General features: G+C 43.6%; 28 protein-coding genes. 17 read left to right on the top strand and 11 right to left on the bottom strand.

Translation table 11 applies throughout. The features are described 5' to 3' along the window. Positions 1-116 precede the first annotated feature (116 nt). Complete coding sequence (locus tag GQR89_RS20780) at positions 117-1,091, top strand: WD40 repeat domain-containing protein (protein WP_158771992.1); 975 nt, start codon at positions 117-119, stop codon at positions 1,089-1,091. Positions 1,092-1,108: 17 nt separating this feature from the next. Then, positions 1,109-1,321 carry a SlyX family protein gene (locus GQR89_RS20775; RefSeq protein ID WP_158771991.1) on the top strand — a complete coding sequence of 71 codons (213 nt, stop codon included), beginning with the start codon at positions 1,109-1,111 and terminating at the stop codon, positions 1,319-1,321. A 24-nt stretch (positions 1,322-1,345) separates the two neighbouring features. Here GQR89_RS20775 and GQR89_RS20770 read toward each other — a convergent pair whose 3' ends face one another. Then, entirely contained in the window at positions 1,346-1,552 is a 207-nt protein-coding gene (locus GQR89_RS20770) for a YheV family putative zinc ribbon protein (RefSeq protein ID WP_158771990.1), read from the bottom strand. 77 nt (positions 1,553-1,629) lie between these two features. Here GQR89_RS20770 and GQR89_RS20765 point away from each other — a divergent pair, with 77 nt between their 5' ends. The 3 genes from GQR89_RS20765 (at position 1,630) to GQR89_RS20755 (ending at position 5,065) form a co-directional block, all read left to right on the top strand. Continuing rightward, positions 1,630-3,552: an ATP-binding cassette domain-containing protein gene (locus GQR89_RS20765; protein ID WP_158771989.1), complete on the top strand. Its 1,923-nt coding sequence runs from the start codon at positions 1,630-1,632 to the stop codon at positions 3,550-3,552. Positions 3,553-3,747: 195 nt separating this feature from the next. Continuing rightward, positions 3,748-4,809: a hydrolase gene (locus GQR89_RS20760; protein ID WP_158771988.1), complete on the top strand. Its 1,062-nt coding sequence runs from the start codon at positions 3,748-3,750 to the stop codon at positions 4,807-4,809. A gap of 19 nt (positions 4,810-4,828) precedes the next feature. Continuing rightward, entirely contained in the window at positions 4,829-5,065 is a 237-nt protein-coding gene (locus tag GQR89_RS20755) for a YheU family protein (RefSeq protein ID WP_158771987.1), read from the top strand. Positions 5,066-5,076: 11 nt separating this feature from the next. Here GQR89_RS20755 and GQR89_RS20750 read toward each other — a convergent pair whose 3' ends face one another. From GQR89_RS20750 to nudE, 3 genes are read right to left on the bottom strand one after another with little or no spacing between them, the layout of a single operon-like run. Next, positions 5,077-5,673, bottom strand: a complete 597-nt coding sequence (locus tag GQR89_RS20750) for a YceI family protein (protein WP_158771986.1) — start codon at positions 5,671-5,673, stop codon at positions 5,077-5,079. Then, the gene (gene cysQ / locus GQR89_RS20745) at positions 5,670-6,506 is read right to left on the bottom strand and encodes a 3'(2'),5'-bisphosphate nucleotidase CysQ (protein WP_158771985.1); all 837 of its coding nucleotides are present in this window, start codon (positions 6,504-6,506) and stop codon (positions 5,670-5,672) included. Before cysQ ends, GQR89_RS20750 begins: the two co-directional genes overlap by 4 nt. Then, complete coding sequence (nudE, locus tag GQR89_RS20740; protein ID WP_158771984.1) at positions 6,506-7,069, bottom strand: ADP compounds hydrolase NudE; 564 nt, start codon at positions 7,067-7,069, stop codon at positions 6,506-6,508. Before nudE ends, cysQ begins: the two co-directional genes overlap by 1 nt. A gap of 94 nt (positions 7,070-7,163) precedes the next feature. Here nudE and yrfG point away from each other — a divergent pair, with 94 nt between their 5' ends. The 4 genes from yrfG to GQR89_RS20720 all read left to right on the top strand — a co-directional run bounded on the left by yrfG (position 7,164) and on the right by GQR89_RS20720 (position 10,336). Beyond that, positions 7,164-7,847 carry a GMP/IMP nucleotidase gene (yrfG, locus tag GQR89_RS20735; RefSeq protein ID WP_158771983.1) on the top strand — a complete coding sequence of 228 codons (684 nt, stop codon included), beginning with the start codon at positions 7,164-7,166 and terminating at the stop codon, positions 7,845-7,847. Between the two features lie 155 nt (positions 7,848-8,002). Continuing rightward, positions 8,003-8,536, top strand: coding sequence for an inorganic diphosphatase (ppa, locus tag GQR89_RS20730; protein ID WP_158771982.1), 534 nt, complete (start codon positions 8,003-8,005; stop codon positions 8,534-8,536). Positions 8,537-8,654: 118 nt separating this feature from the next. Next, positions 8,655-9,878: an MFS transporter gene (locus tag GQR89_RS20725; RefSeq protein WP_199271352.1), complete on the top strand. Its 1,224-nt coding sequence runs from the start codon at positions 8,655-8,657 to the stop codon at positions 9,876-9,878. Next, positions 9,875-10,336 (top strand): DUF3299 domain-containing protein, encoded by a 462-nt coding sequence (locus tag GQR89_RS20720; protein WP_158771981.1) that lies wholly within the window; start codon positions 9,875-9,877, stop codon positions 10,334-10,336. The genes GQR89_RS20725 and GQR89_RS20720 overlap by 4 nt, the downstream gene beginning before the upstream one ends. 132 nt (positions 10,337-10,468) lie before the next feature. On the opposite strand, the gene GQR89_RS20715 is transcribed toward GQR89_RS20720, so the two are convergent. From GQR89_RS20715 to uvrA, 3 genes are read right to left on the bottom strand one after another with little or no spacing between them, the layout of a single operon-like run. Next, entirely contained in the window at positions 10,469-11,176 is a 708-nt protein-coding gene (locus GQR89_RS20715) for a 2OG-Fe(II) oxygenase (protein ID WP_158771980.1), read from the bottom strand. Further along, entirely contained in the window at positions 11,169-11,576 is a 408-nt protein-coding gene (locus tag GQR89_RS20710) for a thioesterase family protein (RefSeq protein ID WP_158771979.1), read from the bottom strand. Before GQR89_RS20710 ends, GQR89_RS20715 begins: the two co-directional genes overlap by 8 nt. Continuing rightward, entirely contained in the window at positions 11,566-14,421 is a 2,856-nt protein-coding gene (gene uvrA / locus GQR89_RS20705) for an excinuclease ABC subunit UvrA (protein WP_158771978.1), read from the bottom strand. Before uvrA ends, GQR89_RS20710 begins: the two co-directional genes overlap by 11 nt. 289 nt (positions 14,422-14,710) lie before the next feature. Here uvrA and GQR89_RS20700 point away from each other — a divergent pair, with 289 nt between their 5' ends. From GQR89_RS20700 to GQR89_RS20685, 4 genes are all read left to right on the top strand, one after another. Continuing rightward, complete coding sequence (locus GQR89_RS20700; protein WP_158771977.1) at positions 14,711-16,054, top strand: MFS transporter; 1,344 nt, start codon at positions 14,711-14,713, stop codon at positions 16,052-16,054. A 273-nt stretch (positions 16,055-16,327) separates the two neighbouring features. Then, positions 16,328-16,912, top strand: coding sequence for a single-stranded DNA-binding protein (locus tag GQR89_RS20695; RefSeq protein ID WP_158771976.1), 585 nt, complete (start codon positions 16,328-16,330; stop codon positions 16,910-16,912). A 185-nt stretch (positions 16,913-17,097) separates the two neighbouring features. After that, positions 17,098-18,477, top strand: coding sequence for a PepSY domain-containing protein (locus tag GQR89_RS20690; RefSeq protein ID WP_158771975.1), 1,380 nt, complete (start codon positions 17,098-17,100; stop codon positions 18,475-18,477). Positions 18,478-18,580: 103 nt separating this feature from the next. Further along, complete coding sequence (locus tag GQR89_RS20685; protein ID WP_158771974.1) at positions 18,581-18,730, top strand: DUF2256 domain-containing protein; 150 nt, start codon at positions 18,581-18,583, stop codon at positions 18,728-18,730. Here the strand turns inward: GQR89_RS20685 and GQR89_RS21795 are convergent, their stop codons facing one another. The 3 genes from GQR89_RS21795 to GQR89_RS20675 are packed head-to-tail and all read right to left on the bottom strand — an operon-like array spanning position 18,731 to position 21,574. Next, complete coding sequence (locus GQR89_RS21795) at positions 18,731-19,198, bottom strand: FAD-binding domain-containing protein (protein WP_370460987.1); 468 nt, start codon at positions 19,196-19,198, stop codon at positions 18,731-18,733. Continuing rightward, a complete protein-coding gene (locus GQR89_RS20680) occupies positions 19,156-20,244 on the bottom strand; it encodes an FAD-binding domain-containing protein (protein WP_370460986.1) in 1,089 nt (362 codons plus the stop codon). Before GQR89_RS20680 ends, GQR89_RS21795 begins: the two co-directional genes overlap by 43 nt. After that, positions 20,237-21,574: a DASH family cryptochrome gene (locus GQR89_RS20675; RefSeq protein WP_158771973.1), complete on the bottom strand. Its 1,338-nt coding sequence runs from the start codon at positions 21,572-21,574 to the stop codon at positions 20,237-20,239. Before GQR89_RS20675 ends, GQR89_RS20680 begins: the two co-directional genes overlap by 8 nt. 166 nt (positions 21,575-21,740) lie before the next feature. Between GQR89_RS20675 and GQR89_RS20670 the strand changes: the two genes are divergently transcribed. Continuing rightward, entirely contained in the window at positions 21,741-22,136 is a 396-nt protein-coding gene (locus GQR89_RS20670; RefSeq protein ID WP_233269033.1) for a hypothetical protein, read from the top strand. 101 nt (positions 22,137-22,237) lie between these two features. Here the strand turns inward: GQR89_RS20670 and GQR89_RS20665 are convergent, their stop codons facing one another. Beyond that, complete coding sequence (locus GQR89_RS20665) at positions 22,238-22,666, bottom strand: Lrp/AsnC family transcriptional regulator (RefSeq protein ID WP_158771972.1); 429 nt, start codon at positions 22,664-22,666, stop codon at positions 22,238-22,240. A gap of 154 nt (positions 22,667-22,820) precedes the next feature. On the opposite strand from GQR89_RS20665, the gene GQR89_RS20660 reads away from it, so the two are divergent. Genes GQR89_RS20660 through GQR89_RS20650 form a run of 3 tightly spaced genes read left to right on the top strand, consistent with a single transcriptional unit; the run spans position 22,821 to position 25,940 of the window. After that, positions 22,821-24,026 carry an aspartate aminotransferase family protein gene (locus tag GQR89_RS20660; RefSeq protein WP_158771971.1) on the top strand — a complete coding sequence of 402 codons (1,206 nt, stop codon included), beginning with the start codon at positions 22,821-22,823 and terminating at the stop codon, positions 24,024-24,026. A gap of 5 nt (positions 24,027-24,031) precedes the next feature. Then, positions 24,032-25,075 (top strand): arginine N-succinyltransferase, encoded by a 1,044-nt coding sequence (gene astA / locus GQR89_RS20655; RefSeq protein WP_158771970.1) that lies wholly within the window; start codon positions 24,032-24,034, stop codon positions 25,073-25,075. Positions 25,076-25,133: 58 nt separating this feature from the next. Then, positions 25,134-25,940, top strand: a complete 807-nt coding sequence (locus tag GQR89_RS20650; RefSeq protein WP_158771969.1) for a DUF1338 domain-containing protein — start codon at positions 25,134-25,136, stop codon at positions 25,938-25,940. Positions 25,941-25,999: the final 59 nt, after the last annotated feature.

Here is a 25,999-nt window from a genome sequence, read left to right as displayed (position 1 = left end):
ACTTCTCCCCTGAGATAATATGTGTCGAATACGTGACTTGTGAAGTGTTTCAACTTGATAAAGCGCTTATACTAAACGCCCTGAGTGAAAAGAGAAACCCAATTAGGAACAATCCATTGACCGTATTGATAAGATTAAGTTTAATTTTTTTATTCCTAAGTGGCTGTTCTGGACAATCATCAACGCCAGTAGTGTCTTGGCGACATGCTGACGACGGTGCTTATGCGGCAAATATTTCGGCTGATGCCTCGTTAGCTGTAGTCTCTAGTGTGACAGGTGGTATATCGGTTTGGGATCTCGAGCAGAATGAAAAACTTTACACGTGGCAGCACCAAGGCGAAGGCAATAACTTGGTTGCCAATGTGCATATCGCCTTTGATAACAGTTACGTGGTGACTTCAGACCGAGAAGCTTTTGCCTTATGGAATGTTGCCAGTGGCGACCCTGAAGGATTTTGGCGCATTGATGAGTCAAGCATTCGTGACGTGGCGGTCTCGAATCAAGGGCGCGCAATTTTAGTGGCCAGAGGCAATGGCAAAGTTATGTTTTTTGAACCGAAAACCGGTCGCCGACTGGAGTTTTTAGGACACCAAGAAAAGGTAAATAGCGTCGATATATCGCCCAATGGATTTTATGCCCTCACGGGTGGGAACGATTACACCGCTTATCTGTGGGATACTCGGACTGGACAAGTTATTCATAGTTTTACCCATACTAGTCGCGTGACCAAAGTCACATTAGATGATAATGGGCGTTATGGGTTTACCGCAGACAGCAAGCGCGATGCGCGTATATGGGATCTCGTTACAGGTAAAGAAGTTAGTAATTTACATTATCTTGCTCGACAGAAGATTTTTAGCACAGCTGTTTTTTCCCAAGACGGTCAATATTTATTGACTGGCTCACCGGCAAAACGATTGAATTTGTGGCGTGTGTCAGACGGTAAAGAATTACAAGAATGGCAAGTATCACCAAGAGAAGGCAGCCGACCGCAAACCGCAGTGGTATATGGCGTTGGTTTTGCCAAGAACAATCAAGTTGTGTCAGAGAGTAGCAGCGGTTTAGCTGAGTTCTGGCAGATAAATGAGTAATTAAATTAGAGTTAAATATGCAACACATAGAAGCAGATATAGAGCAGTTACAAATGAAAGTAGCCTTTCAAGAAGATACCATAGAAGAACTAAACAAAGCCTTGATCAAGCAACAAAAACAACTAGAGTCTTTGGAATTTCAGTTGTCGCATGTCATCAATAAGGTTAAAGAAATTGAAGTGCCCAGTGGCGATTCTCTTGACGTCGAACCGCCACCGCCTCATTACTAAGAGGACGGTCTTGAAGATGAATGATTACTCAGGTTTGAATACGCCAATCACGTTTTTACTTTGGTGAGACGCTTTTTTCACCTCTTTATTGGTTTGAGTTTGTTGATAATGGCACTTTATACATTCCATTTTTTCAACATTGTTCTCAAAATAAAGCATCAGGGTATCCATGCTTTTACATTGGGGGCAGGTTGCCCCAGCGATAAAACGTTTTTTAATTTTAGTAGTCATACAAGAGGATTTCTTCGGTCAATCATCTTGTTATCATACCGCAATCGACCGACTATGTTATCCGTCAATAGGTATTCATGATCCAAATTTCTGATTTATCCCTTATGCGTGGCAATAAAACGTTGCTACACGAAACTAATGCTGTGTTGTACCCAGGGCATAAAGCAGGCCTTATCGGCGCTAATGGCTGTGGAAAATCCAGCCTTTTCGGCCTTATTCGTGGTGAATTACATCCTGAGCAAGGAGAATGTAATATTCCCAAAGACTGGCAAGTGGTGTCAGTGGCACAAGAAACACCCGCCGTTGACCGCTCAGCCCTTGATTACGTGATCGATGGTGACAAACTTTATCGTCGTTTACAGGCTGAATTAGAAGAAGCCGAAAACGCTCATGATGGGGTTAAAATTGCTGCCTTACATGGCCAGTTAGATCATGCTGGTGCTTATGATATTGAATCTCGTGCGGCCACAATCTTAGCTGGGTTGGGCTTTGACAATCAGGCTATTGGCAGACCTGTCACGGCGTTTTCAGGCGGCTGGCGCATGCGTTTAAACCTTGCCCAAGCGCTGCTTTGTCATTCTGACTTGTTGTTACTAGATGAGCCAACTAACCATCTGGATTTAGATGCGGTAATTTGGCTCGAAAAATGGTTACAGCGTTACACTGGTACCTTGTTACTTATTTCACACGATAAATCATTTCTTGATAGTACCGTGAGCGAAATCATTAGCGTAGAGCATCAACAACTCATAAGCTACACGGGTAATTATGATGCCTTCGAGCGCCAACGTGCGGAGCGTCTGCGGTTACAGAATCTGCAATTCCAGAAGCAACAAGACAAAATCGCTCACTTAGAATCTTTCATTAATCGTTTTGGCGCAAAAGCCAGTAAAGCCAAGCAGGCCCAAAGTCGGGTTAAGCAACTTGAAAAAATGGAAACCTTATTACCCGCTTTAGCTGCTTCGCAATTTAATTTTGAATTTTTTATGCCGCCGAAATTGCCGAATCCCTTAGTGAAAATGGAACAAGTGCAATTAGGATATGACGACACCATCATTCTAGAAAAACTACATTTAAACTTGGTACCGGGCAGTCGTATTGGTTTATTAGGCCGAAATGGTGCTGGTAAATCGACCTTGATCAAATTGCTTGCCGGTGAAAAGCAGCCTATGAAAGGCATTTATGAAACCTCAGCTGGATTGCGGATAGGTTATTTTGCTCAGCACCAGCTTGAGTACTTACGCGCCGACGATTCTGCTATGGATCACCTTCAACGTCTTGACCCGAAAGCAACTGAGCAAGGGATGCGCGACTTTTTAGGCGGTTTTGGTTTCAGGGGAGATGATGCTCTTGGGCGTGTTGCGCCTATGTCTGGTGGAGAGAAAGCCCGTTTAGTTTTGGCGCTAACCGTGTATCAAAAGCCGAATTTATTGTTATTAGATGAACCGACCAACCATTTAGATTTAGATATGCGTCACGCTTTGAATATGGCGCTGCAAGGTTTTGAAGGCGCAATGGTGCTTATTTCACATGATAGATTTTTGTTGTCATCTGTATGTGATGATTTCTATTTAGTGGATAACCAACAAGTGACGATGTTCGACGGGGATTTAGATGACTACCGTGATTGGTTATTAAAATCAGATCGAGACAAGCAATCAGCAGACAAACAAACGAGTGACAAAAAAGAACCTAAACTCGATCGTAAAAATATTAAACGCCTAGAGGCTGAGTTTAGACAAGCAACGCAATCTCTACGCAAGACGGTGCAGACTCAAGAGAAAAAAATGGCCGAGCTTGAAAGCAAGCTTGAAGTTATAGAACAGAAAATGGCTGACCCCGATATTTACGATATAGACAAAAAAGCCGAACTGAAAGTTCTATTGGCTGACCAAGCTAGTTGCAAGATGGCTCAAGAAGAGGCCGAAATGTTGTGGCTAGATGCCCAAGAGCAAATTGAAGTCAAGCAAGCGGCTTTTGATGCCGAGGTCGCTAGCTAACCTTAACGACCTTTAACTGTTGTTGCAGCCAGATAAATGGATGACTCATATACGTAAAACCAATAGATTGATTTTACGTAATTATCTCCCGAGTTCGGTTTCCCCCAGAACAATTGCATATGCTTACATATGGCTGGGGAGTTGGTATACTCTGGAGAATGACTATTTTGCAATCTGGAATGCATACGCTACTCAATGTCTCAGTCTTTAACCGCTTCTCGTTCGCTTGCTCAGCCTCAGACCATTACTGAAAATCACGTATTTGGTGAAATTGTACGAAGTACTTTTACACCACCGTGGTGGGCTAAAAATCGACATATTCAAACTATTTGGCCGCGTTTTTTTCAGCGGCGCCTAAACGTGCATTGGCAAAAAGAACGTTTGATTCTACCTGATGGTGATTTTGTGAATTTAGCGTGGAGTGGCGAACGCAAAGATATTGAGCAGTCGAAAGGATTAGTGGTTATTTTTCATGGTTTGGAAGGCTCAAATAAATCCCATTATGCCAACGACATGACCGCCAATTTAGTGACTCAGGGGTACGTTGTCGTTCTTATGCATTTTCGTGGTTGTGGTGGAGAACATAACTCGTTACCTAGAGCCTATCACTCGGGCGAAACCCAAGATGCTTGGTACTTACTCAACTGGCTGGCAGAACTTTATCCTGGTGTACCCAAAGTGGCGATGGGATTCTCACTAGGTGCCAATATGTTGCTAAAACTTTTGGGTGAGCGTCCCAAGCAAAAGATTTTACGTGGTGGTATAGCCATATCCCCACCATTTAAATTGGCTGAATGCTCGTTAAGTATCAACCAAGGCATGTCGCGCATGTACCAATCCTATCTTTTGAAAAGTATGGTAAATAATCTTGTGGATAAAATGCGCACCATCGATTACTCCGACCATTTGGAAATTGACGATGTAAAAGCGCGAAAAATTAAGACCTTTAAAGAGTTTGATGACCATGTCACGGCTCCTTTACATGGTTTCGATAGTGCCGATGATTACTATGATAAGTGCAGTGCAATTAATTTCTTACCCACCATTGCGACCCCAACCTTAATTATTCACGCTAAAGACGATCCCTTTATGAATGAGTCGGTATTACCAAAAGCAACCAACTTAGCTTCTGTGGTACGTCTTGAATTAAGTGATAGAGGGGGCCATGTTGGTTTTATGCAGGGGACGCCATGGCAGCCTAAAATTTGGCTGCATGAGCGAGTAAATCAATATTTTCAGGAGATTTTGCGCGTCTAAGTGCAATTCAATGTAGTTTATGATTATACCTATTAGTGAAATAAGCGCCGATGCCCTTAGTAATTTGATTGAAGGTTTTGTGTTGCGCGAAGGGACCGACTATGGAGATGCTGATTGCAGCTTAGCTGATAAGGTGGAACAGGTGCGTTCGCAGTTAAAATCAGGAGAGGCGTTATTGGTGTATTCCGAATTACATGAAACCGTCAATATTATCCCCAAAGGCCAGCTAGAGCTGACCGATGAGGTGACAGAATAAGTTAGCTGATATTACATCAATGCAATAAATGTCAAATTGAAGGTAACGGGCACCGTTGGGCTGATGCTTGACAACTTCGCGACGTTTTGTAGCCAGTCGATACCTGATTGTAAGCCATAATCTCCAGCACTTATCAGTATCGGCTTGGCACTGGTTGCCACAAATCGATTGTGGTCAGTTTTGGTCACTTGAACCTCTATTTCTAATTCGTGTTGCTGACCCATAATCGTCAGTTTACTAGGAATAATAAAGGTACCAGACTGGCCACTGGTGAATTTCGTGATCTCTTCAGGTAGTGTCGCCTTCAAGGTTGCCTTGGGGAAGTTATCCACCATAAACAACTTTTCACGCATACGCGTATTACGGATATCGATACCTGTTTGTACCGAAGATAAATCTATATCAACAGATAATTCACCCGCACTACTAAGGGAGCCGTCAAGCCGAGAAAAATGATGAATTTCGCTCACGTTAACATTTTTAGTCGAGACGAAATTAAGGTGAGATGCGTTGTTTAGTAATCGCCAATCGGCAGAAGCTGATGCGCAGAAAAGTAAGCTAGATATTGCAGCTAATTTTAGTAGCTGAGTGCGCTTGGTGATGTTCATTTGTCATTTCCTGTGGTGTATTTTACGATGGTTTGCCAATTAACTCTTTGATCTCCCATGACGATAAAATCTGGGTTGGTGACTGAGTTACGCTCGTTATAGCTAAGGGGGGAAAAGTCGTGCGCCAAAATGCTGCCTCCGGCCTCACTTACGATGCACTGAGATGCGCCCGTATCCCATTCTCCGGTGATACCTACTCGCAAAAACACATCCGCTTTACCTTCAGCAATAAAGCACGATTTTAACGAACAACTACCAGTTGGGTAAGTTTGATAAGTACGATGACTACTCATGCTTTGCATGACTTTTTCTCTGGCTTGTCTGCGGCTGATAGCAATCATTACCGCGTCATTTTCGATGTCGTCAAATTTACGCACAAAAATTTGTTTATTCTCTGACAAGCTTTCTTTAAAAGCACCATTGTCTTTAGATGCAAAATAAAGGGTTTCGCCGGGCGGCCAAAAGATTACCCCTATGATTGGTTGGTTTTTTTCGACCAGTGCGATATTAACGGCAAAGTCACCACTTCGAGCGATAAATTCTTGGGTGCCATCAATAGGATCGATTAACCAGTATCGATCCCAATCCTTTCGCTGGGCTAATTCACCGTTCTCAGACTCTTCTGACATAATAGGAATATGTGGGGTTTCGCGCTGCAATATAGCAAGAATAATTTCATTGGCTTTATAGTCAGCTGACGTTACTGGAGAATCATCTTCTTTCTGATAACTTTGATAATCGCCGCTATCATAAATCTCCATTACTACTTTTCCAGCCTCCCGGGCAGCGGTTTTAGCAATTTCGAGTAATGCAGGTATTTGGTCGATAGGCATTATTGTTCCTTTAACCACTTTTGGGCCAGAAAAAGCGCTGTGATACAGCGGGCTTCGATAAAATCTTCACGGGCAAGCAAACCATCAAGATCATGTATAGACCATGGAATGACATCTAACGGCTCTGGCTCATCGCCAGGCAATGTTTGTTCGTACAAATCTTCGGCGATGAATATATCCATGCGTGCATTAAAAAATGCCGGCGCCATACTGACGTTTTGTATGTAGTGAAGTTTTGATGCGCCATAACCCACTTCTTCTTTCAGCTCACGATTTGCTGCATCTTTAGGCTCTTCGCCTGCATCAATTAGGCCTTTAGGGAACCCTAATTGATAAGAATGCATACCGGCGGCATATTCTCGAACCAATAGAAATTCATGGTCGTTGATAAAGGGCACTATCATCACTGCACCACGTCCACCGCCCGCCATGCGTTCGAAGGTACGAAATTCGCCGTTAGAAAACTCAAGATCAACTTGCTCAACGGTGAATAATCCGCTTTTTGCGACAGTTCGTCGTTGATGTATTTGTGGAAGTGGTTTGTTGGGGTCTATTTTGCTCATCTGCCTATCACGTTATCATAGCCTCACTAATTGCATCAATGACGCGTAAACTATTGTAAGTACGAATATAACGCTTAACTTAAGGACATGCCACTTGCCTGACTTACCTTGGAACAAAATTAAAACCGTTTTACTTGATATGGACGGTACATTGCTCGATTTACATTTTGACAGTCACTTCTGGTTAGAGCATTTACCGCGCAAATATGCCAGTACAAAAGGGATCAGCGAGGAGCAGGCTAAGGAATATATGATGGCCGAGTATCGACAGGTATTTGGCACGATAGATTGGTATTGTTTAGATTATTGGGCAAACCGACTTGAGCTAGATATTATGCAAGCTAAGCGCGAGGTTGAGCACCTTATTGGCTTGCGTGATGATAGTATTCCATTCCTCGATGCCCTTAAAGCGTCTGGCCGAGAGGTGGTATTAGTGACGAACGCGCATCCTGATAGCCTTTCGTTAAAAGTTGAACATACTGCCCTTGATAGTCATATCGATACGCTTATTTCCACTCACGAATTCGGTGTTACCAAAGAGTCTCAGATGCTGTGGCAGAAATTGCAACAACGGCTTGGTTTTGAGTGCCAACATACGTTGTTTGTGGACGATAGCTTGCCAATTTTGCAATCAGCTAAAGACTTTGGCATTGCACATTTACTGGCTGTGAGTAATCCAGACAGCCAATTACCGATAAAAAATGTTACACAATTTTTGGCAACCCACGATTACCGATCGCTAATAGCTGATATTGAAAAGCATCCGTTCGGTGGGTAGCAAACATTTAACGAAAAGTGACACTATTTGCAATTTTTTGCATATTTTTTCGTAATAACTCGCAAAACCTGCGCTTTATTACCTCAGTGGCGTTTCATATTGTTGTTGATCGCCCTATAATTCGTGCCAATTTCATCAATCTATAGGTCAATTTTATGAGTCTTAACGATGTTCCAGCTGGTAAAAACTTACCAGAAGAAATTAATGTAGTTATTGAAATCCCTGCACATTCAGATCCAATAAAATATGAAGTGGATAAAGATACGGGTGCTATTTTTGTTGATCGCTTTATGGCGACGTGCATGCATTATCCGACTAACTACGGTTATATAAACGAAACTTTATCAGAAGATGGTGATCCAGCTGACGTATTAGTTATGTCGCCCTTCCCACTTTTGGCTGGTTGTGTCATCAAATGTCGTCCTGTTGGCGTGTTGAAAATGACTGATGAGTCAGGTACTGATGCAAAAATTTTAGCTGTTCCTGTTGATAAGTTATCTACTATTTATCGTGGCATTAAAGATATCGATCAAGTTGATGAGTTGACCTTGAACCAGATTCAACACTTCTTTTCGCATTACAAAGATTTAGAGCCTGGTAAATGGGTGAAAATCGACGGTTGGGAAAACGTCGAGTCAGCAAAAGCTGAAATCGTTAGCAGTGTTGAGCGTTACAAAAACGAAGGTTAGTCTTTCCATTTAATAAAATGAGAATTTATACCTAAAAGCCGACTGTCTGTCGGCTTTTCTATTTGTGCTTCCCCGCGGCTATGAGACACTAAACCGATACTTGGCAATGACCTAACCTATGAAACGTTTTCGTTCACTTGGCTCTAACCCACAATACTTTTTACTGGCCATGGCTTTTGTAATGCCGCTGGTTTTTTCGGTATGGAATGCACTATTAAATAATTTTGTGGTCGAAAAAGCGCAATTTAATGGTGCCCAAATCGGCATGTTGCAAAGCTTACGTGAGGTGCCAGGGTTTTTAGCATTTAGTGCCGTATTTCTATTGTTGGTGTTAAAAGAACAAACCATAGCTTTAGTATCTTTAGCGCTTATGTGCGTAGGCATTGCACTGACTGGGTGGCTGCCCTTTGAGCTCGGTTTATATTGCACAACAGTGTTAATGTCTATTGGGTTTCATTATTTCGAGACGATCAATCAATCGCTAACGTTGCAGTGGTTGGATAAAAACAAAACAGCCCATTTTATGGGCCAGCAGCTGGCAGTAAAAAGTTTTGCTTCGCTACTCGCGTATGGCGCCATTTGGCTATTAATGGAATGGGCTGGCGTCTCTTATATTATAATGTATATGCTGGCTGGTGGTGTGGGTCTGCTGATTGTTATTTGGTTGTGGTTTGCGTTCGACAAATTTACTCAGACCTCGGTGCAGCACAAGCACATGTTTTTACGTAGACGATATTGGCTTTACTATGGTTTGGTATTTTTTAGTGGTGCTAGACGTCAAATTTTTATGGTTTTCGCATCGTTTATGATGGTAGAAAAATTTGCATACTCGGTGGGTGACATCAGTCTGCTATTTATGCTGAATTATGTGTTTAATTTACTCTTTGCACCCAAAATTGGTCGTTGGATCCATAAAATCGGCGAGCAGCGTGCTCTGTGTATTGAGTATGCCGGTTTGATAGGGGTTTTTGTTGGCTATGCATGGGTCGAAAATAGCCAGTTAGCGGCAAGTTTGTATGTGATTGACCATTTGTTTTTCGCTATGGCGATCGCCGTAAAAACGTATTTTCAGAAAATTGCTGATCATAAAGACATTGCTTCGACGGCCGGCGTGAGTTTTACCATAAACCATATTGCTGCTGTAGTGATCCCCGCATTATTAGGAATTGTATGGTTAACCTCGCCTTCATCGGTATTTTATATTGGTGCAGGGTTCGCTGTGTGTTCCTTGGTATTAGCGTTGAATATTCCTGTGCAGCCAACACGCGGGAATGAAGTGCGAGTGAATATGTTACGTTGGGCAAATTTGCCTATTGAAATACCAACTAAGGAGCGTTCATGAAGTACCTAGTGTTTTTACTGGCGATAAGTCCGTTTAGTGTTTTTGCGCAAGAGCCTGAAGAGTTATTTTGGGAAGATATGATCCCGAAAAATTATATTGCTCCTCAAGATGAGGTCAATCACGATGGCACTATGATTCAACAAAGCTTAAATGCGCCTGTGGTCAAAGAGCTTAACGGCAAGTTAGTAAAAATTCCTGGCTTTGTTGTACCCTTAGAAGGTGATAGTGATACCACGACTGAATTTCTTTTGGTCCCGTATTTTGGGGCCTGCATTCATGTACCACCTCCACCACCAAATCAAATTGTTTATGTGAAATTTTCGAAAGGTGTACCAATAGATAATATATATGATGCGGTCTGGGTCACAGGTACCCTTTCCACAGAAGTATGGCAAGGTGACATTGCAACAACAGGCTACACTCTGCAGGGCATTGAAGTGACTCCCTACGATGGCTAAGGTCGCGTAAGTGAGCGCAAACACATGAAAACGGTAAATATGGTTTATTAACGGTATATATTTAGAGTGCTAACGCAATCGTTTCACGCAGCCATTTATGGTGCAATAGGTCTTCTTAGTCTTATACAGGGCTTATTGCTGCTGAAAAATAACATTGCCTGGATTAAACGATACCCATGAAGTGAGTATATATTTATCGCTTGAAATAGGCACTTGGCCTCTATGGGTATGAGTAAAGTAAGCTGGTGCAATGACCATAGTACCTTTGCGTGGTTTGATACTTACATCTTGATAATAGAAGTCTGTTTCCCCCCCTTCATCTACATCATTTAAATAAAACATAAATAATAAGACTCGGTGCAATGCGTCGGTGCTATTGGTTTGAGGGTAAACTTCAGAATGCCAATAAGGGTAACCACCCTGTTGGCATTCATATTTTTGCGCATTTATATCACCTAATCGAAATAGGTAGCGCATTAAATTGCTTAGATTAGGAAGACCGACCTCGTTAAAGTTTTCATGGGATAGTTTAACGGGTTGACCTGTTTTAGGATGCTTAACTGTTAAGCCTATCGGCCCAATTAAGGCGAAAAAATATTTTTCGAAATAACGCAAAATATGCTGCCCTACCACAGGCAGCAACGCTTGATACGGCGCTTTAAATTCAGGTTGTTGAACAATCGACACATCGAAACTGCGCTTCTTTTCAGTGTCAATACCGCCACCAGTACGACCCGGCTGTGTATGTTTACTTAATTCGAATTGAGTGACGAACTGATCGCACATCTCGTCACTAATGGCATGTTCAATAACCTGAATAAAGGATTCTGGCTTAGCCATTCACGCCACGAGGTATCGCATGTTCGGTAAGTTGAGCTCGCATATCTTCGTTTATTACCAACGATTTTTTATCAGCGTAGTTATACTGAACCAAGGTAGTCGTGCCTGTAGCACGCTTAGTTTCTTTTTGCCAAAGCTCTTGATAAACATCAAAAGAACTTCCGCCAATCCGACTAATATAGGTACGTACCTGTACTGGATGGCCGTAATGCATTTGATCAAGAAAATCGACTTTGTAACTAGCCAAAATAAGTGGCCAATTTTGCAAGTCTAACTCCGGCGAAAAGATTCTAAAAATGGGCTCACGAGCCATTTCGAACCAATCCACCAACACCGTATTACTCACATGCGCTAGGGCATCCGTTTCACAAAAGCGTACATTAAATTCTTCAAGTAACATCGGTCAATTCCTTCTTTTTGTTTGATAGCAAAGGTTTAAGAAAACGCGCTGTATGAGACACCTCAACCTCGCAAACTTCTTCTGGTGTGCCTTGAGCAATAATTTGTCCGCCACCTGAACCACCCTCAGGGCCAAGATCAATTACCCAATCGGCCGTTTTAATAACGTCAAGGTTATGCTCAATAACCACTACAGTATTGCCATGGTCACGCAGACGATGCAATACCTGTAATAGCTGTTTAATATCATGAAAATGCAAACCAGTTGTTGGTTCATCCAATATATACAGGGTTTGTCCTGTATCTCGCTTCGATAATTCTTTAGCGAGTTTCACCCGCTGGGCTTCGCCACCGGATAGCGTGGTTGCTGCTTGTCCTAATCGTACATAGGACAAACCCACTTCTTTTAACGTTTGTAATTTGCGGGCAATGGCAGGAATAACATCAAAGAACTCTCTCGCATCTTCAACGGTTAAATCCAGTACTTGGTGAATGTTCAAGCCTTTATATTGGATCTCTAACGTTTCCCGATTGTAGCGTTTACCTTTACAAACATCGCAAGGGACATATACGTCGGGCAAAAAGTGCATTTCAACTTTTATGACTCCATCACCCTGACAAGCTTCACACCGTCCACCTTTTACGTTAAAGCTAAAACGACCAGGTTTGTAGCCTCTCGAACGGGCTTCTTGGGTGCCGGCAAACAATTCACGTACGGGAGTGAAAATGCCTGCATAAGTAGCAGGGTTTGAGCGCGGAGTTCGGCCAATGGGGCTTTGATCAATATCGACCACTTTGTCGAGCAATTCCATGCCGGTAATCGATTTATATGGCGCTGGCTCACCTGTAGTGGCACCGTTTAGCTCGCGATGAGCAATACGGTAGAAGGTATCATTTATCAGGGTTGATTTTCCTGAGCCTGATACACCGGTTACGCATGTCATCAAACCAAACGGAATGCGTAAGTCCACATCTTGCAAGTTATTGCCTGATGCGCCGCACAGTTCAATCCACTTGTCTTGGTCGATTTCAGTTCGCTTAGGGGGGATAGCGATAGACTCACGACCTGAAAGGTATTTTCCGGTCAGTGAATGCTCACTTTTCATAATGTCTTCAATGGTACCCTGAGCGACGATCTCACCGCCGTGTACACCCGCACCTGGGCCAATATCCAGCACAAAATCTGCGGCACGAATTGCGTCTTCATCATGTTCCACCACGATGACGGTATTGCCTAAATCCCGTAGGTGCTCCAATGTTGTCAGCAAGCGTTCGTTATCTCGCTGATGCAAGCCGATAGAAGGCTCGTCTAGCACGTACATAACCCCTACTAACCCTGCGCCAATTTGGCTGGCAAGACGAATACGTTGTGCTTCACCGCCTGATAATGTATCAGCGCTGCGTGATAACGATAGATAGTTTAGGCCCACGTTAACCAAGAAATTCAAGCGGTCATTGATTTCTTTAAAGATTTTGTCAGCGATTTTTTCCCGTTTTCCGGTTAATTCTATTTCGCTGAAAAACTGTAATGTCTCTGCAATCGACATGCTTGTAATCGTAGGCAGTGCGGTTTCACCAATAAATACGTTACGGGCTTCAAGGCGTAAACGGGTGCCATTACAGCTACTGCAATGCTGTTGGCTTAGATATTTAGACAGCTCATCTCGTACCGCGTTTGATTCTGTTTCCTTATATCGGCGTTCCATGTTGGGAATAATCCCTTCAAACGGGTGCTTGCGCTCCATGATATCGCCACGATCATTTATGTACTTAAACTTGATCGAAGTGCCTTTGCTACCGTTTAGCACCAAGTCTTTAGCTTCGTCGTCGAGTTCAGCGAAAGGTTTGGCTAAATCAAACTTATAATGGTCAGCCACAGCCTGCAGCATTTGGAAGTAATAATAACTGCGTTTGTCCCAGCCACGAATAGCGCCGCCAGACAAACTTAATTCATCATTGGCGATAATACGTTGTGGGTCGAAAAACTGCCGAGTACCCAAACCATCACAAGTTTGACATGCGCCTGCGGGGTTATTGAATGAAAATAATCTTGGCTCAAGCTCAGCCATCGAATAGCCACAATGGGGGCAGGCGAAATTAGATGAAAAGACCACTTCTTCTTTTTTAGGGTCGTCCATGTAAGCAATTTTTGCCGTGCCAGCAGATAAATTCAATGCTGTCTCGAATGATTCAGCTAAGCGCAGCGCCAAATCATCACGCACCTTAAAGCGGTCAACAACGACTTCGATATTGTGTTTCTTATGTAAATCGAGATCAGGCGGATCAGATAAGTCGCATACCTCGCCATCGATACGTGCCCGAATAAAACCTTGGGCAGCAAGACTTTCTAAGGTTTTAACGTGTTCGCCTTTACGGTCCTGAACGACAGGTGCCAACAGCATGAGTTTTTCGTCAGCAGGCATCGCCATCACACGGTCAACCATCTGACTAACGGTTTGCGCATCTAAGGGAACATGATGTGTTGGGCAACGAGGTTCGCCTACGCGGGCATAGAGCAAGCGTAAATAATCATAAATTTCAGTAATCGTCCCCACGGTTGAGCGTGGGTTATGAGACGTGGATTTTTGCTCGATAGAAATGGCTGGCGATAAACCTTCGATGTGATCCACATCAGGCTTTTCCATCATGGATAAAAATTGTCTAGCGTAAGCTGATAAAGACTCAACATAGCGACGTTGGCCCTCGGCGTAAAGGGTGTCGAATGCCAGTGAAGATTTACCTGAGCCAGACAAGCCAGTTATTACGGTAAGTTTGTCTCTAGGGATATCTAAATCAATGTTCTTTAGATTGTGAGTGCGCGCGCCTCGTACAGCTATTTTATCCATTATTGACCAAAGTCGACCTCAAAGGAGTGAGTATTACATACTTGATATAAGAGCTCTATGTGGTTGATCAATTATACTTTCAATACTCAGTTGATTAATGGCTATCAATTACGAGCGTAGGCGCTGATTAGATCGCTTAATAAATTTGTAAGTTCATGTTTGTAAGGGATGCATATCCTTGAACTTATGTTATTTTCACTCATATTCGCAACCATTTTGCTGTCGTTGTGCGCGATATATTTATGCTAAACTTCAGCGCCTTTAAATCCTCAATCGAATAGTTACTGATTTGAATAGAACTGAAATCCGCGCTTCTTTGGCTTTGGCTGCCGTTTATGTCCTGCGAATGTTAGGATTATTTATGGTGATGCCTGTTCTGGCCATTCTTGCCGTAAATTACCCAGATTATTCTGCTTTGATGCTTGGCCTAGCAATTGGCGGCTACGGGCTAACGCAAGCGATTTTACAAATTCCCATGGGCGTGTTGTCAGATAAAATTGGCCGTAAGCCCGTTATCATCGGCGGTCTGTTGATGTTTGCCATTGGCAGCGGGGTTGCGGCAACGGCTGACAGCATGTTATGGATTGTCATTGGCCGATTCTTACAGGGCGCAGGTGCCATTGCTGGGGCCATTATGGCGTTGGCGGGCGATGTTAGCCGGGAGCAGCATCGTCCAAAAGTGATGGCGATTATTGGAGTGGCGATTGGATTCTCATTTTATATAGCGCTATTAATCGGGCCTGTTATCGCCGATAGTTATGGCCTTCACGGTATTTTTGCCATTACGGGAATATTAGCGATTCTATGTATTCCGTTAGTGATCTGGGTGGTCCCCAGTGCAATAAACTACGCCCCCAAAGGTGATACATTACCGGCTCTAATTGATGTCAAAAAATTGTTTTTTGATCCACAGTTACGCCGTTTGAACGTTAGCGTTTTGCTGCTTCACATGATGATCACGGTTTTATTTGTGCAAATGCCATTACTGTTAAGTGCATTAGGTTGGCAGTTGGACCACCACTGGGAACTCTATCTACCCATACTCAGTGCCTCGGTCGTTGGTTTGGTTGCCCTGATGATGCTAACGAAAAAAATGAGCCAGGCCAGTGTTATCCGTTTCTGTATATTATTGTTAGGTGGCGCGTTACTGGGCTTGCATTTTGCCCATGGTACCGTGCTGGCCGTCATGATTTTTGGTTGGTTGTTTTTCACTGGATTTAACTTCTTAGAAGCCAGCTTTCCGGCCATGGTGTCAAGTATTGCCCCTGCGGGTAAAAAAGGTTCAGCCATGGGAATTTATGCTAGCTTTCAGTTTCTTGGCGCGTTTTTAGGCGGGACTCTGTCCGGTTTAGCAAGCCAATACATCGGCCCTCAGTGGGTGTTTGTTATTGCAGGCGGCGTATGCGCCCTGTGGTGGCTTGGTTTGCGCAAACTTGATGGTAGCGAGCGTTTGAAGCGTTACACCTTAACGCCTGATTTTACCCGTTATTCTGCGCAAACCATAGGCGAGCAGTTATCGACGTTAGAAGGGGTGGTTGATGTCACTGTGGTGCCTGATGAAGGTGTGGTTTATATCAAAGCTGACGGTAAGCTATTTGCATTAGATAAAGCGCAAGTTTTGGTAAATGGTTGATATCATTTGAACGATAATCAACAGCAAATTTCCAAGAAATAATCTCATAAATAACGTTATAATGTGTAGCACAGTGAAAATCATTTTTGTTTGCTACAACATTCAGATTTTGCGCTAAGCGGTGATGTAAAGCGCATACCTAGCCTTTTGGGCAGCACGTTTAATGATCACTAATTAATTGAAAAATAGACAAATCCATACATAAAGCCAGCGTATTATCTAAGCAATATATGCATAGAAATTTGAGCTTTAGGACACAGCATAGGAGTTAAAATGGCGAGCAAAGGCGTAAACAAAGTCATATTGGTGGGCAATTTAGGACAAGATCCTGAAGTACGTTATATGCCAAATGGTAACGCGGTAGCGAATTTAAGCATCGCGACCAGTGAAAGCTGGAAAGACCAACAAGGGCAAATGCAAGAGCGCACCGAATGGCATCGCCTAACGATGTATCGCCGTTTAGCCGAAGTTGCCGGTGAATACTTACGTAAAGGTTCGCAAATTTACGTTGAAGGTAAATTGCAAACCCGCAAATGGCAAGACCAGCAAGGTCAAGACAAGTACACCACTGAAATCATTGTCGACCAAATGCAAATGTTGGGTGGCAAAGGCGGCGGTCAGTCCGAAGGTGGTTTTCAGGGCCAACAACGTCCCGCAGCTGCAGCCCCTCAGCAACGCGCACAAAATTCAGGCGGCCAACAGCCAGGATATCAACAAGCACCTAACCAAGGTTACAACCAGGCTCCTCAAGGTGGCCAACCTAACCAAGGTTTCAATCAAGCCCCACAAGGTGGTCAAAACAAACCAGCACCGATGGCTGAACCCGATTTTGATTTTGATGATGATATTCCGTTCTAGCTTACGTGCGTTAGCACATTGAAATAATATTAATTAAGCCTCTGTTATCAGGGGCTTTTTTTCGCCTATTGTCTGGGCCTGTGCGACATTTTGTCGCATTACTTAACGACTCACATTGCACTACACTTACCCCCGTTTTAAGCACTTTCCGCTGCTTTAGTTGCAATATCTTTGGAATACACGCCATGCTCCAGTTGAATTCAGGCTCACCTTTTAACGTAAAGCAGCTTTATTTAGCCCTTTGGCGTTGGCATTTTTACGCTGGCGTGTTTGTTATCCCATTTTTGCTGATGTTGACCTTGAGTGGCTTTGGGATGTTAATAGCTAAGCCCGTTGAAGCGTTCTTTAATCCGACTTTTACCATGGTTGATGTTGGTGCTGAGCCCTTATCTGCTGAAGCGCTGCTGAGTTCGGTAGACGCGCGATATCCCAAGTTCGATGTAAAACTTTATATACCCAGCACAATGGATACTGACGCGGCTAAATTTGTAGTGGTATCGGGTGGCGGCGAAGGCCACGGGGATCATCATAAACAAAGTTTAATGGTTTATGTGAACCCATATACTGGTGGATTGCTGGGCGCAAAAGATCCAGCAGGCTCAATTTACGCGTTACTAGAGACATTTCACGGTTCATTATTTATGGGCGATATTGGTGATAACCTAATTGAAATTGCCTCAGGCTTGGGCGTATTAATGATCATAAGTGGTTTATATCTCGCGTGGTCAAAGTCTGACAGCCCTAACAAAACATCAATCTTTATTTTAAAAAGTCGTGTGGGCTGGCGAAGACTTCACAGGCTTATCGGGTTTGTTATCGCCATACCCTTGTGCTTATTCTTGCTGTCTGGATTGTCTTGGACCAATATTTGGGGCGGTGTCTTGGTGCAACCTTGGGGTTCGCTGCCGGGTACGGGTTTCGAGGTTCCTAAAACAGAAATAACCCATGATGCAATGAATGAGCATGCTGCGCATAAGGTGCCTTGGGCGTTAGAGCAGACACCTCTACCTGAATCGAAGATCGCCGAGCAAACACTTGGATTAAATTCTATCGTTGGCATTGCTAAGGGGGAGGGGTTAACGCATTACCGCATACATTTCCCGAAGTCTGAACGCGACGCATGGACTATATCGTCTACCACTATAGCCGGCGATATAACCAATCCTTTTGCTGAACGTACCGTGCACCTTGACCAAAGTAACGGTCAAATATTGGCAGACTTGCCGTTTGCTGATTACCCCACACTAGGTAAAGCTATGGCCGCTTTTGTTCCTTTACACCAAGGGGATTTAGGCTGGTGGAACTGGTTAGTAAATGTATTTCTGTTGCTTGTTATATTAGCAATGATGGTCAGCGGGGTGATGATGTGGATAAAGCGACGACCGAAAAAAAGGTTTCAGTTGGCTCCACCTAGCGTTGCTAGTCAGGGGCATTATACGGTATTCGGTATCATGTTTATTATCTCCTTGTGCTTTCCCCTCTCCGCATTAGTCCTAGGCGTTATTATAGTGGTAGATTTTTTGCTGATATCTCGCTCAAGGCAATTAAAGCGCCTGTTAAAATAAGTAGTCTAAATTCAATTTAGTAACGTATCAGTACGAAGAGTAAAAATCGTGTCTAGTATCGTGCGTTAACAATGTGAATAAGCGTGAATAACCGTCAAATTGTATGAAAAAAGCAAATTTACCCAGCAAGGTCTGCCCTATTTGTCAGCGACCGTTTTCGTGGCGCAAAAAATGGCAAAAGAACTGGGAGCAAGTAAAGTATTGCTCGAAGCGTTGTGCAAGGAATCGAAAGCAACTTAATGAAAATGCGTAATCATTTAGGCCTTATTTTCACCATGAGAGGCTCAGCTTTTTCTAGGACGGTTTGCAGCGTGTGTTGCTTGAGGATCCGCTTACTTTCTAGTTGGACATCATCGCGTTTTTGAAACGCCCAAAGCGTGTCTCTCGCTCGCTTGGCTGTTTGTTCAAGATCAACGATAGGATGCGGATAAGTTTCCCCTAATATCACATCATATAACTTTGATTCCATGGGAGTGAGTAGCCATGGTGTATGGATTAACACGTCAGGTAGCTCTGTTATTTCAGGCACAAAGCGGCGAATAAATTCACCTTTTGGGTCTTTCTCTTGTGATTGTTTGACTGGGTTGTATAAGCGAATAAGGTTGGTGCCGGTTACCGATGCTTGCATCTGAAACTGCGGATAATGTATTCCTGGTTCAAAGTCTAAAAACAATTGCGCTAAGTGAGGCGCTCCTTCTCGCCGATATTTAAATGGTGACACAAAAAGCTTACTAGCATGGCTCGCATACGAAAATTAAGATAACCCGTTTGATTTAGGCAGCGCATCGAAGCATCCACGATTGGAATGCCTGTTTGACCGTTTTTCCATGCTTGTAAATTAAGGTCTTTGGCCTCTCCTTGAGCGTATTCATATGCAAGGTAGGCTTTGTTTATGGGGCGAAACTCCATCTCTGATTCACTTTCGAATTTTTGTATGAAATGGCAATGCCAATGCAGGCGCGCTCGAAATGCGCTGATCGCTCTTTGCCATCCGATTTTTTGCTTTTTCGAAGCGGCGAATTGGTAAGCTTGGCGAGTACTTATATTCCCCCACGCTAAATAGGGAGACAGTCTGGAGCAGGCGGTTCTGCTTTTGGTCGGGCTAGACAGGGAGTAGGCGTAAGCTTTGCCCCGCTCTTTTAGAAAATGGTGGAGGGTATACCAAGCTCGTTTTTCACCTCCAAGTTGAAATGCTGGGTCGCTCGTTTTGTACCCTTCTGGTATTACATTACTGTTATCTAGCATTTTGGATTTTTCTGGGGCTAACCAATTTACTTCATTCAGAGGCTGATCTGCACATTGCGCGTTCATGTGCGCGTGCCATTTTTGCTCCCAGTTACGTCGATTAGTTACACCACGGATAACCCCGCCGTGACTAAATTCATGCCAGCCTATACCTTCAGCATTCAATAATAGCGCGATAGCCTTGTCGCGCTTATAAGTGCATGCAAGGCCGATTTCTTGATGGCTATACACGCCAGCAATATGAAAATGCTCCATCAGTTGATAGAACGCGTTTTGTGCCTCTTTAAAGAACACGATAACCCGAGAGTGATAAGCGGCAAGTTGACTGTTCAGGTCTACTATTGATTGCCAAATAAACCGCCAATGACGTATATCGTAATGAGAGTCTGCTATGACCGATGGCTCAAAAACGTAAATCATTAATACGGGCAGTTGATGTTGTGCGGCCGCGACTAAGGCTCGATGATCTCTTAAGCGTAGGTCTCGTTTAAGCCAAACGATGTTAATCAGGGTTTTATCCAAGTGGCCAATCTACCGCATCAGTTTGGTCAATAGGATTAACGTTACTATCACCGGCCCATTGACGAACAAATTCTCCGTTTGGATCATATTGCTCAGCCTGCTTAGCGAGATCGAATCGCCGATGGCCTCGAGGATCGACTCCTACACCCGCTAGATATTGCCAATTTCCCCAGTTTGATGCCACATCGAAGTCGATAAGCTGCTGCTCAAAGTAGGCTGCCCCGAAACGCCAATCAACGCCGAGCTCATTCACTAGACAACTCGCGACCCACTGACGGCCTCGGTTTGACATAAAACCCGTCTGATTCAATTGCTTCATACAGGCATTAACGATGGGATAAGGCGTGTGGCCTTGGCACCACATCGCGAACCGCTGGGCTATAAAGGTGGTTAGCGGTCGAGCTTCTTGTGTACCAGAAAATTGAAATAATTTTGATTGGTATTTGATCAAATGCCATTGGAAATATTCACGCCATAGAAGCTCAAAATACAGCCAATAGGTAGAGTCGTTTTTTCCATGCTCTGATTCATAACGGGTCAGCTCAGAGAATACTTGCCTGACAGAAAGGCTTCCATTGGCGAGCCAAGGGGAAAGTTTGCTGGAATAGTCCCAACCATCGAGACCATTGCGTGTGAGTTTATATTCTTTGATGTTGTGGCTGGTAAAAAGTGTGTATTCGAGTTGCCCTAACGCAGCGTCTTCCCCCCCTGTAAAGTCATGGTGTTTGACCATATCTAACTGATCGAGCTCCCGCACCGGTAACCATGCTAATTCAGGCGCCGGAGGCAAAGAGGTCGGTGATGGTAAAGCAGAGACTACTTGTTGTTCCTCAATGCGTTTTCTAAACGGAGTAAAGCTTGCGGGTAGGTATTCAACTTCAAAGGGCAGTGTATTAATGTGAAATAAGCATTGGGCGTTTTCCTGAATAAAATGAATATCAGGATTACCCTGTTTTAATCTCTGCCATTGCTGACGTTCATACACGCCGGGGTGCATGCCTGAGGCGACTATGTTGGGGGTATAGGTTTCTATTAATGAACCAAGTATATCTAAGGTTTGGCCATCGAGTACAAACAAACGTTGTCCGCGTTTTTGCAAATTATGCTGCAAAGTTGCCAGACTTTGCTGCAGAAACGCCCAGCGTTTATCGCCCATATGTGCCGACTGAAAGTGGCTGCTCTTAAACCATCGAGGGTCGATTACAAATACACATAGAAGTTCGTCAACTTGTTCACTAAGCGTCACAAGTGCAGGATTATCATGTAGACGCAGGTCATGTCGAAACCAAAAAATCCCACGTTTTTTGTGTTCAGAAGCTAACTTTTTCAAAAATGGGCACCCGTAAAGTAATCATAGTAATTATCGATAAATACGCGTGTTCACAGGGATGGGATCAGCTTAGTCAAAGCAAGCAGAATAAGCCGCCTATATTGATATAGGGCGGTGGCATAACGTTTTATGTACGGGGTATTAAAATGTCTATTTAGCCATATTAATGACGTGCACTTGGGTATATTCCAATAACCCTTCTTGGGCGAACTCAACGCCTATGCCGGACGCTTTTGCGCCACCGAATGGCACTACATTTTACCCTGAGCTTTGGGCGCTGGCGAATCATGACGAATATGCCGACAAGTTAATGGATGAAGTGTATGCCTGTGTACGCTTACCTCTTGAAGATTGTATTAAACAATTGAACCCCGTATTGAGCTTTGAGCAAGTGCAAAAAGTGGCATTGTTTATTTCTTATTCCATGGAAGGTATGACCATGTTTGTAGGCCACGGCAAAGTATGGAACGATTCGATTCAACAGATGGCCAACATCGCCACCATGAGTTTTCTAGCAATGGCGAGAAATATTACATCTGAAGATATAGAAAAAGAAATATAAACCGGCTCGTCGCACAACTGAGCGTCAATAAATTGCGCCGTGTTAGTACCCATTGCATTTTATTAGTTGGTTTTGTTGTGCATTAAGAATAATAAAAAAATTTAACGTTTAAATTTTGTTTCCAAAATAACCGATGAATTCGTACGCTCTACACCTTTGAAATTACCAATTTTGTCTAAAATATGACTGAGTTGCTCAAGCGATTCTGCTTGCACTATGGCAATCAAGTCATATTCACCGCTAATGGCATAAAGCTCGCTTACTTCACTGACTTGGCGAAGTTCGGCGTTGGTTTTAGCGGTTAACTTTTGTCTTACTTTAATCGACACGTGCGATGACACAAGATTGTCTTGATATTCGCTACCATATTGCACTGCGTAGCCTTTTATTACGCCGCTTTCTTCAAGCTTACTCATTCTATTTTGCACGGTGGAGCGAGACAAATTTAGCACTCTAGCTAGGTCCGAAATACTTGCTCGAGCGTTAGATCGCAGTATAGAAAGAAGTTGTTGTTCTTGTTTGGTTATCATTTTGACACTTATTTTGGTTATTTTGACAAATTACTCTGCCATTTTAACCATAATGCTACTGCAATTTTAATCTGTTTATCCTGATAATATAGCTTTACCCACACTTTGTTTATCGGCAGAGTGACTCATTTAAAATCTAACAGGAGAACCAAGTATGCAAGTAACCAGAGAATTGTTCGATGAAGTGATGGTCCCCAATTATGCGCCTTCAGCGATCATTCCCGTGCGTGGTCAAGGTTCTCGCGTGTGGGATCAAAATGACAAAGAATATATAGATTTTGCTGGTGGCATTGCAGTGAACTGCTTAGGCCATTGTCATCCCGCGTTGGTGCAAGCCCTAACTGAGCAAGGCCAGAAGTTATGGCATTTGTCGAATGTTATGACTAACGAGCCAGCGTTGCGTTTAGCTAAAAAATTAACTGAGTTGACGTTTGCCGATAAAATCTATTTTGCCAATTCAGGTGCTGAAGCAAACGAAGCTGCATTAAAGCTAGCCCGTCGCTGGGCGCTGGATGTGCACGGTCAACATAAATCGCAAATTATCTCGTTTACCAAAAGCTTTCACGGTCGTACATTTTTTACCGTAACGGTGGGCGGCCAAGCGGCGTACAGCGACGGCTTTGGTCCTAAACCGGGTGACATCGCTCATGCAGATTATAATGATTTAGCCAGTGTCGGAGCGCTAATTTCTGACAATACCTGTGCTGTGATGTTAGAACCCTTGCAAGGCGAAGGCGGCATTATCTCCCCTGAAGCTGATTTTATTAAAGGCGTACGTGCACTATGTGATAAACATAACGCGTTAATGATTTTTGACGAAGTGCAAACAGGTGTTGGCCGAACAGGCGCGATGTACGCGTATCAGGATTTGGGCGTTACGCCAGATATTTTAACGTCAGCTAAAGCATTGGGTGGTGGATTTCCTATCGGTGCAATGCTGACGACCACTGAAATAGCCAAACATCTAAAAATTGGTACTCATGGTTCCACTTATGGTGGTAACCCGCTTGCATGTGCGGTCGCTGAAGCTGTTTTAAATGTGGTGAGTGATAGTGATGTACTCGCTGGCGTTACAGAACGAGAGCAACTATTTCGCGGTGGTCTCGAGCGTATCAATGCTAAATATAACGTCTTTTCTGAAATTCGAGGCAAAGGCTTACTTCTCGGCGCTGCACTAAATGATACCTATAAGGGGCAGGCGAAAGCATTATTAAACGCCGCCGCCGAGCAAGGTTTGATGTGCCTGATTGCGGGTGCTGATGTGGTGCGTTTCACCCCGTCTTTAGTGATCCCTTTGCAAGATATCGAGCAAGGTCTGGTGCGCTTTGAACAAGCAGTGGCATACCTCGTAAAAGGCTAGACAATATGTTAGTAATTCGCCCTATTTGCGCTGCAGATTTTCGTGCGCTAAAACAGATTGCGATTGAATCTGGGCATGGCTTTACATCATTGCCTGACAATGATGAATTATTGCTGAGTAAAATAACTCGGGCGGAAACGAGTTTTGCTGAAAAGGTAACGACTCCTGGTCAGCAAAGTTACTTATTTGTACTGGAAGATACCCAAAGCAAAGATATTATTGGTGTAACGGCTATTGAAGCCGCCGTTGGGCTGAGTGCGCCGTTTTATCACTATCATATTGCTAGCCATGTACATTATTCGCCTAGCTTAGGGGTAAAGAAAGTCGTTGAGACCTTGAACCTATGCAACGACTACACGGGTGCATCTGAAGTATGCACCTTGTTTGTGCGAGAAAAATACCGTCGAGGTTTTTCTGGTCAGCTTTTATCACGTGTACGCTATCTATTTATGGCTAACCACCCCGAGCGGTTTGCAGATTTGGTGATTGCTGAAATGCGCGGTGTTTCCGATGAAAACGGCCACTCACCATTTTGGGCATGGTTAGAATCAAACTTTTTTGGTATTGATTTCCCTACTGCGGATTACTTAGTCGGGATAGGCGATAAGTCCTTTATTGCTGAATTGATGCCCAAACACCCTATTTATGTGGCATTACTTAGCCCTGAGGCACAAAACGTAATTGCCAAAGTGCACGAAAAAACCGCACCGGCTTTACGTTTGCTACAAAAAGAAGGTTTTTTGCACCGCGGGTATGTGGATTTGTTTGACGCTGGGCCTACGGTCGAAGTGGCCCTTAAAAATATACGCACGGTGCAGCAAAGCTGCGTAGCTAAAGTCGTTATTGATGATGCAGTAACGCCTGCTAAATTAGCTTATTCGAAAGAGCAAAATTACATGTTGTGCAACACAGACGTGAGTCAATTTCGCGCCACAGTATCGGCTCTAGTGAACTATTACGAGACAGTAAACGAACTACATATTCATAGGGATATGGCCGAAGCGCTGGGGTTATCCAATGGTAGTGACGTTCGCTTTATCGCACTTTAAGAAGCAAGGTTAAGCCTTGTCTTTTACCGACATAATATTGAATAAAAGGTTGTTAATTATGCATACTAACGTAAACACGTTGTTTGAAAAATTATGGGAAAGCTACTTAGCGGTTACACCTTCCGCGGTCACCGTACATGATTTATTTGGAAAAACCCAAGGCCAAGAAGTGATTAATGATCATATTGCACTGCGCACGTTTAATTTACCTAACATCGGATTAAGCGCCTTGGCCGCGCATTTCGAAGCATTAGGTTATCAAGCTTGCGGTGAATACCACTTTGTCGCAAAAAAACTTTACGCCAAACATTTTGAGCATCCTGAACACCCTGATTTACCTAAAGTGTTTATCTCAGAATTACTGCTTGAACAATGCAGCGAATCATTACAAAGCACCATCGGCGCGTTAGTTGCCAACATGGATAAAAATGCCGTGACTCAAGATAACTTCTTGTACTCAGGGCGTCACTGGGATATCGATTACGCAACCTATCAACAACTGTTGCAAGAATCCGAGTTTGCCGCATGGGTTGCAGCTTGGGGCTATCGCGCCAATCACTTTACAGTGAGTAACAATCATTTGAGTGAATTTGATTCTATCGAACAAATCAACCAAGCAGTAAAAGATGCCGGTTTGTCATTGAATACATCAGGCGGAGAAATCAAGGGTTCGGTTGAGGTTATGCTAGAGCAGTCTTCAACGTTAGCTGATAAATATCCGGTCGCTTTTAGTGACGGTGAGCGAGCTATCCCCAGTTGCTTCTACGAGTTTGCCAAGCGCTACCCCAAGCCGGATGGCACGCTGTTCACAGGCTTTGTAGCTGAATCCGCAGACAAAATTTTTGAAAGTACCAACGCTAGATAAAGTTTTGGTTTATTTTATTACCGTTTAAGGGGCTTTCGAGGCCCCTTTTTTTTAGCCGA

The organism is Paraglaciecola sp. L1A13 (assembly GCF_009796745.1).
Taxonomy (GTDB): domain Bacteria; phylum Pseudomonadota; class Gammaproteobacteria; order Enterobacterales; family Alteromonadaceae; genus Paraglaciecola.
Note: the sequence above shows the minus strand (reverse complement) of the source record. Positions and strands in the feature narration are given on the sequence as shown.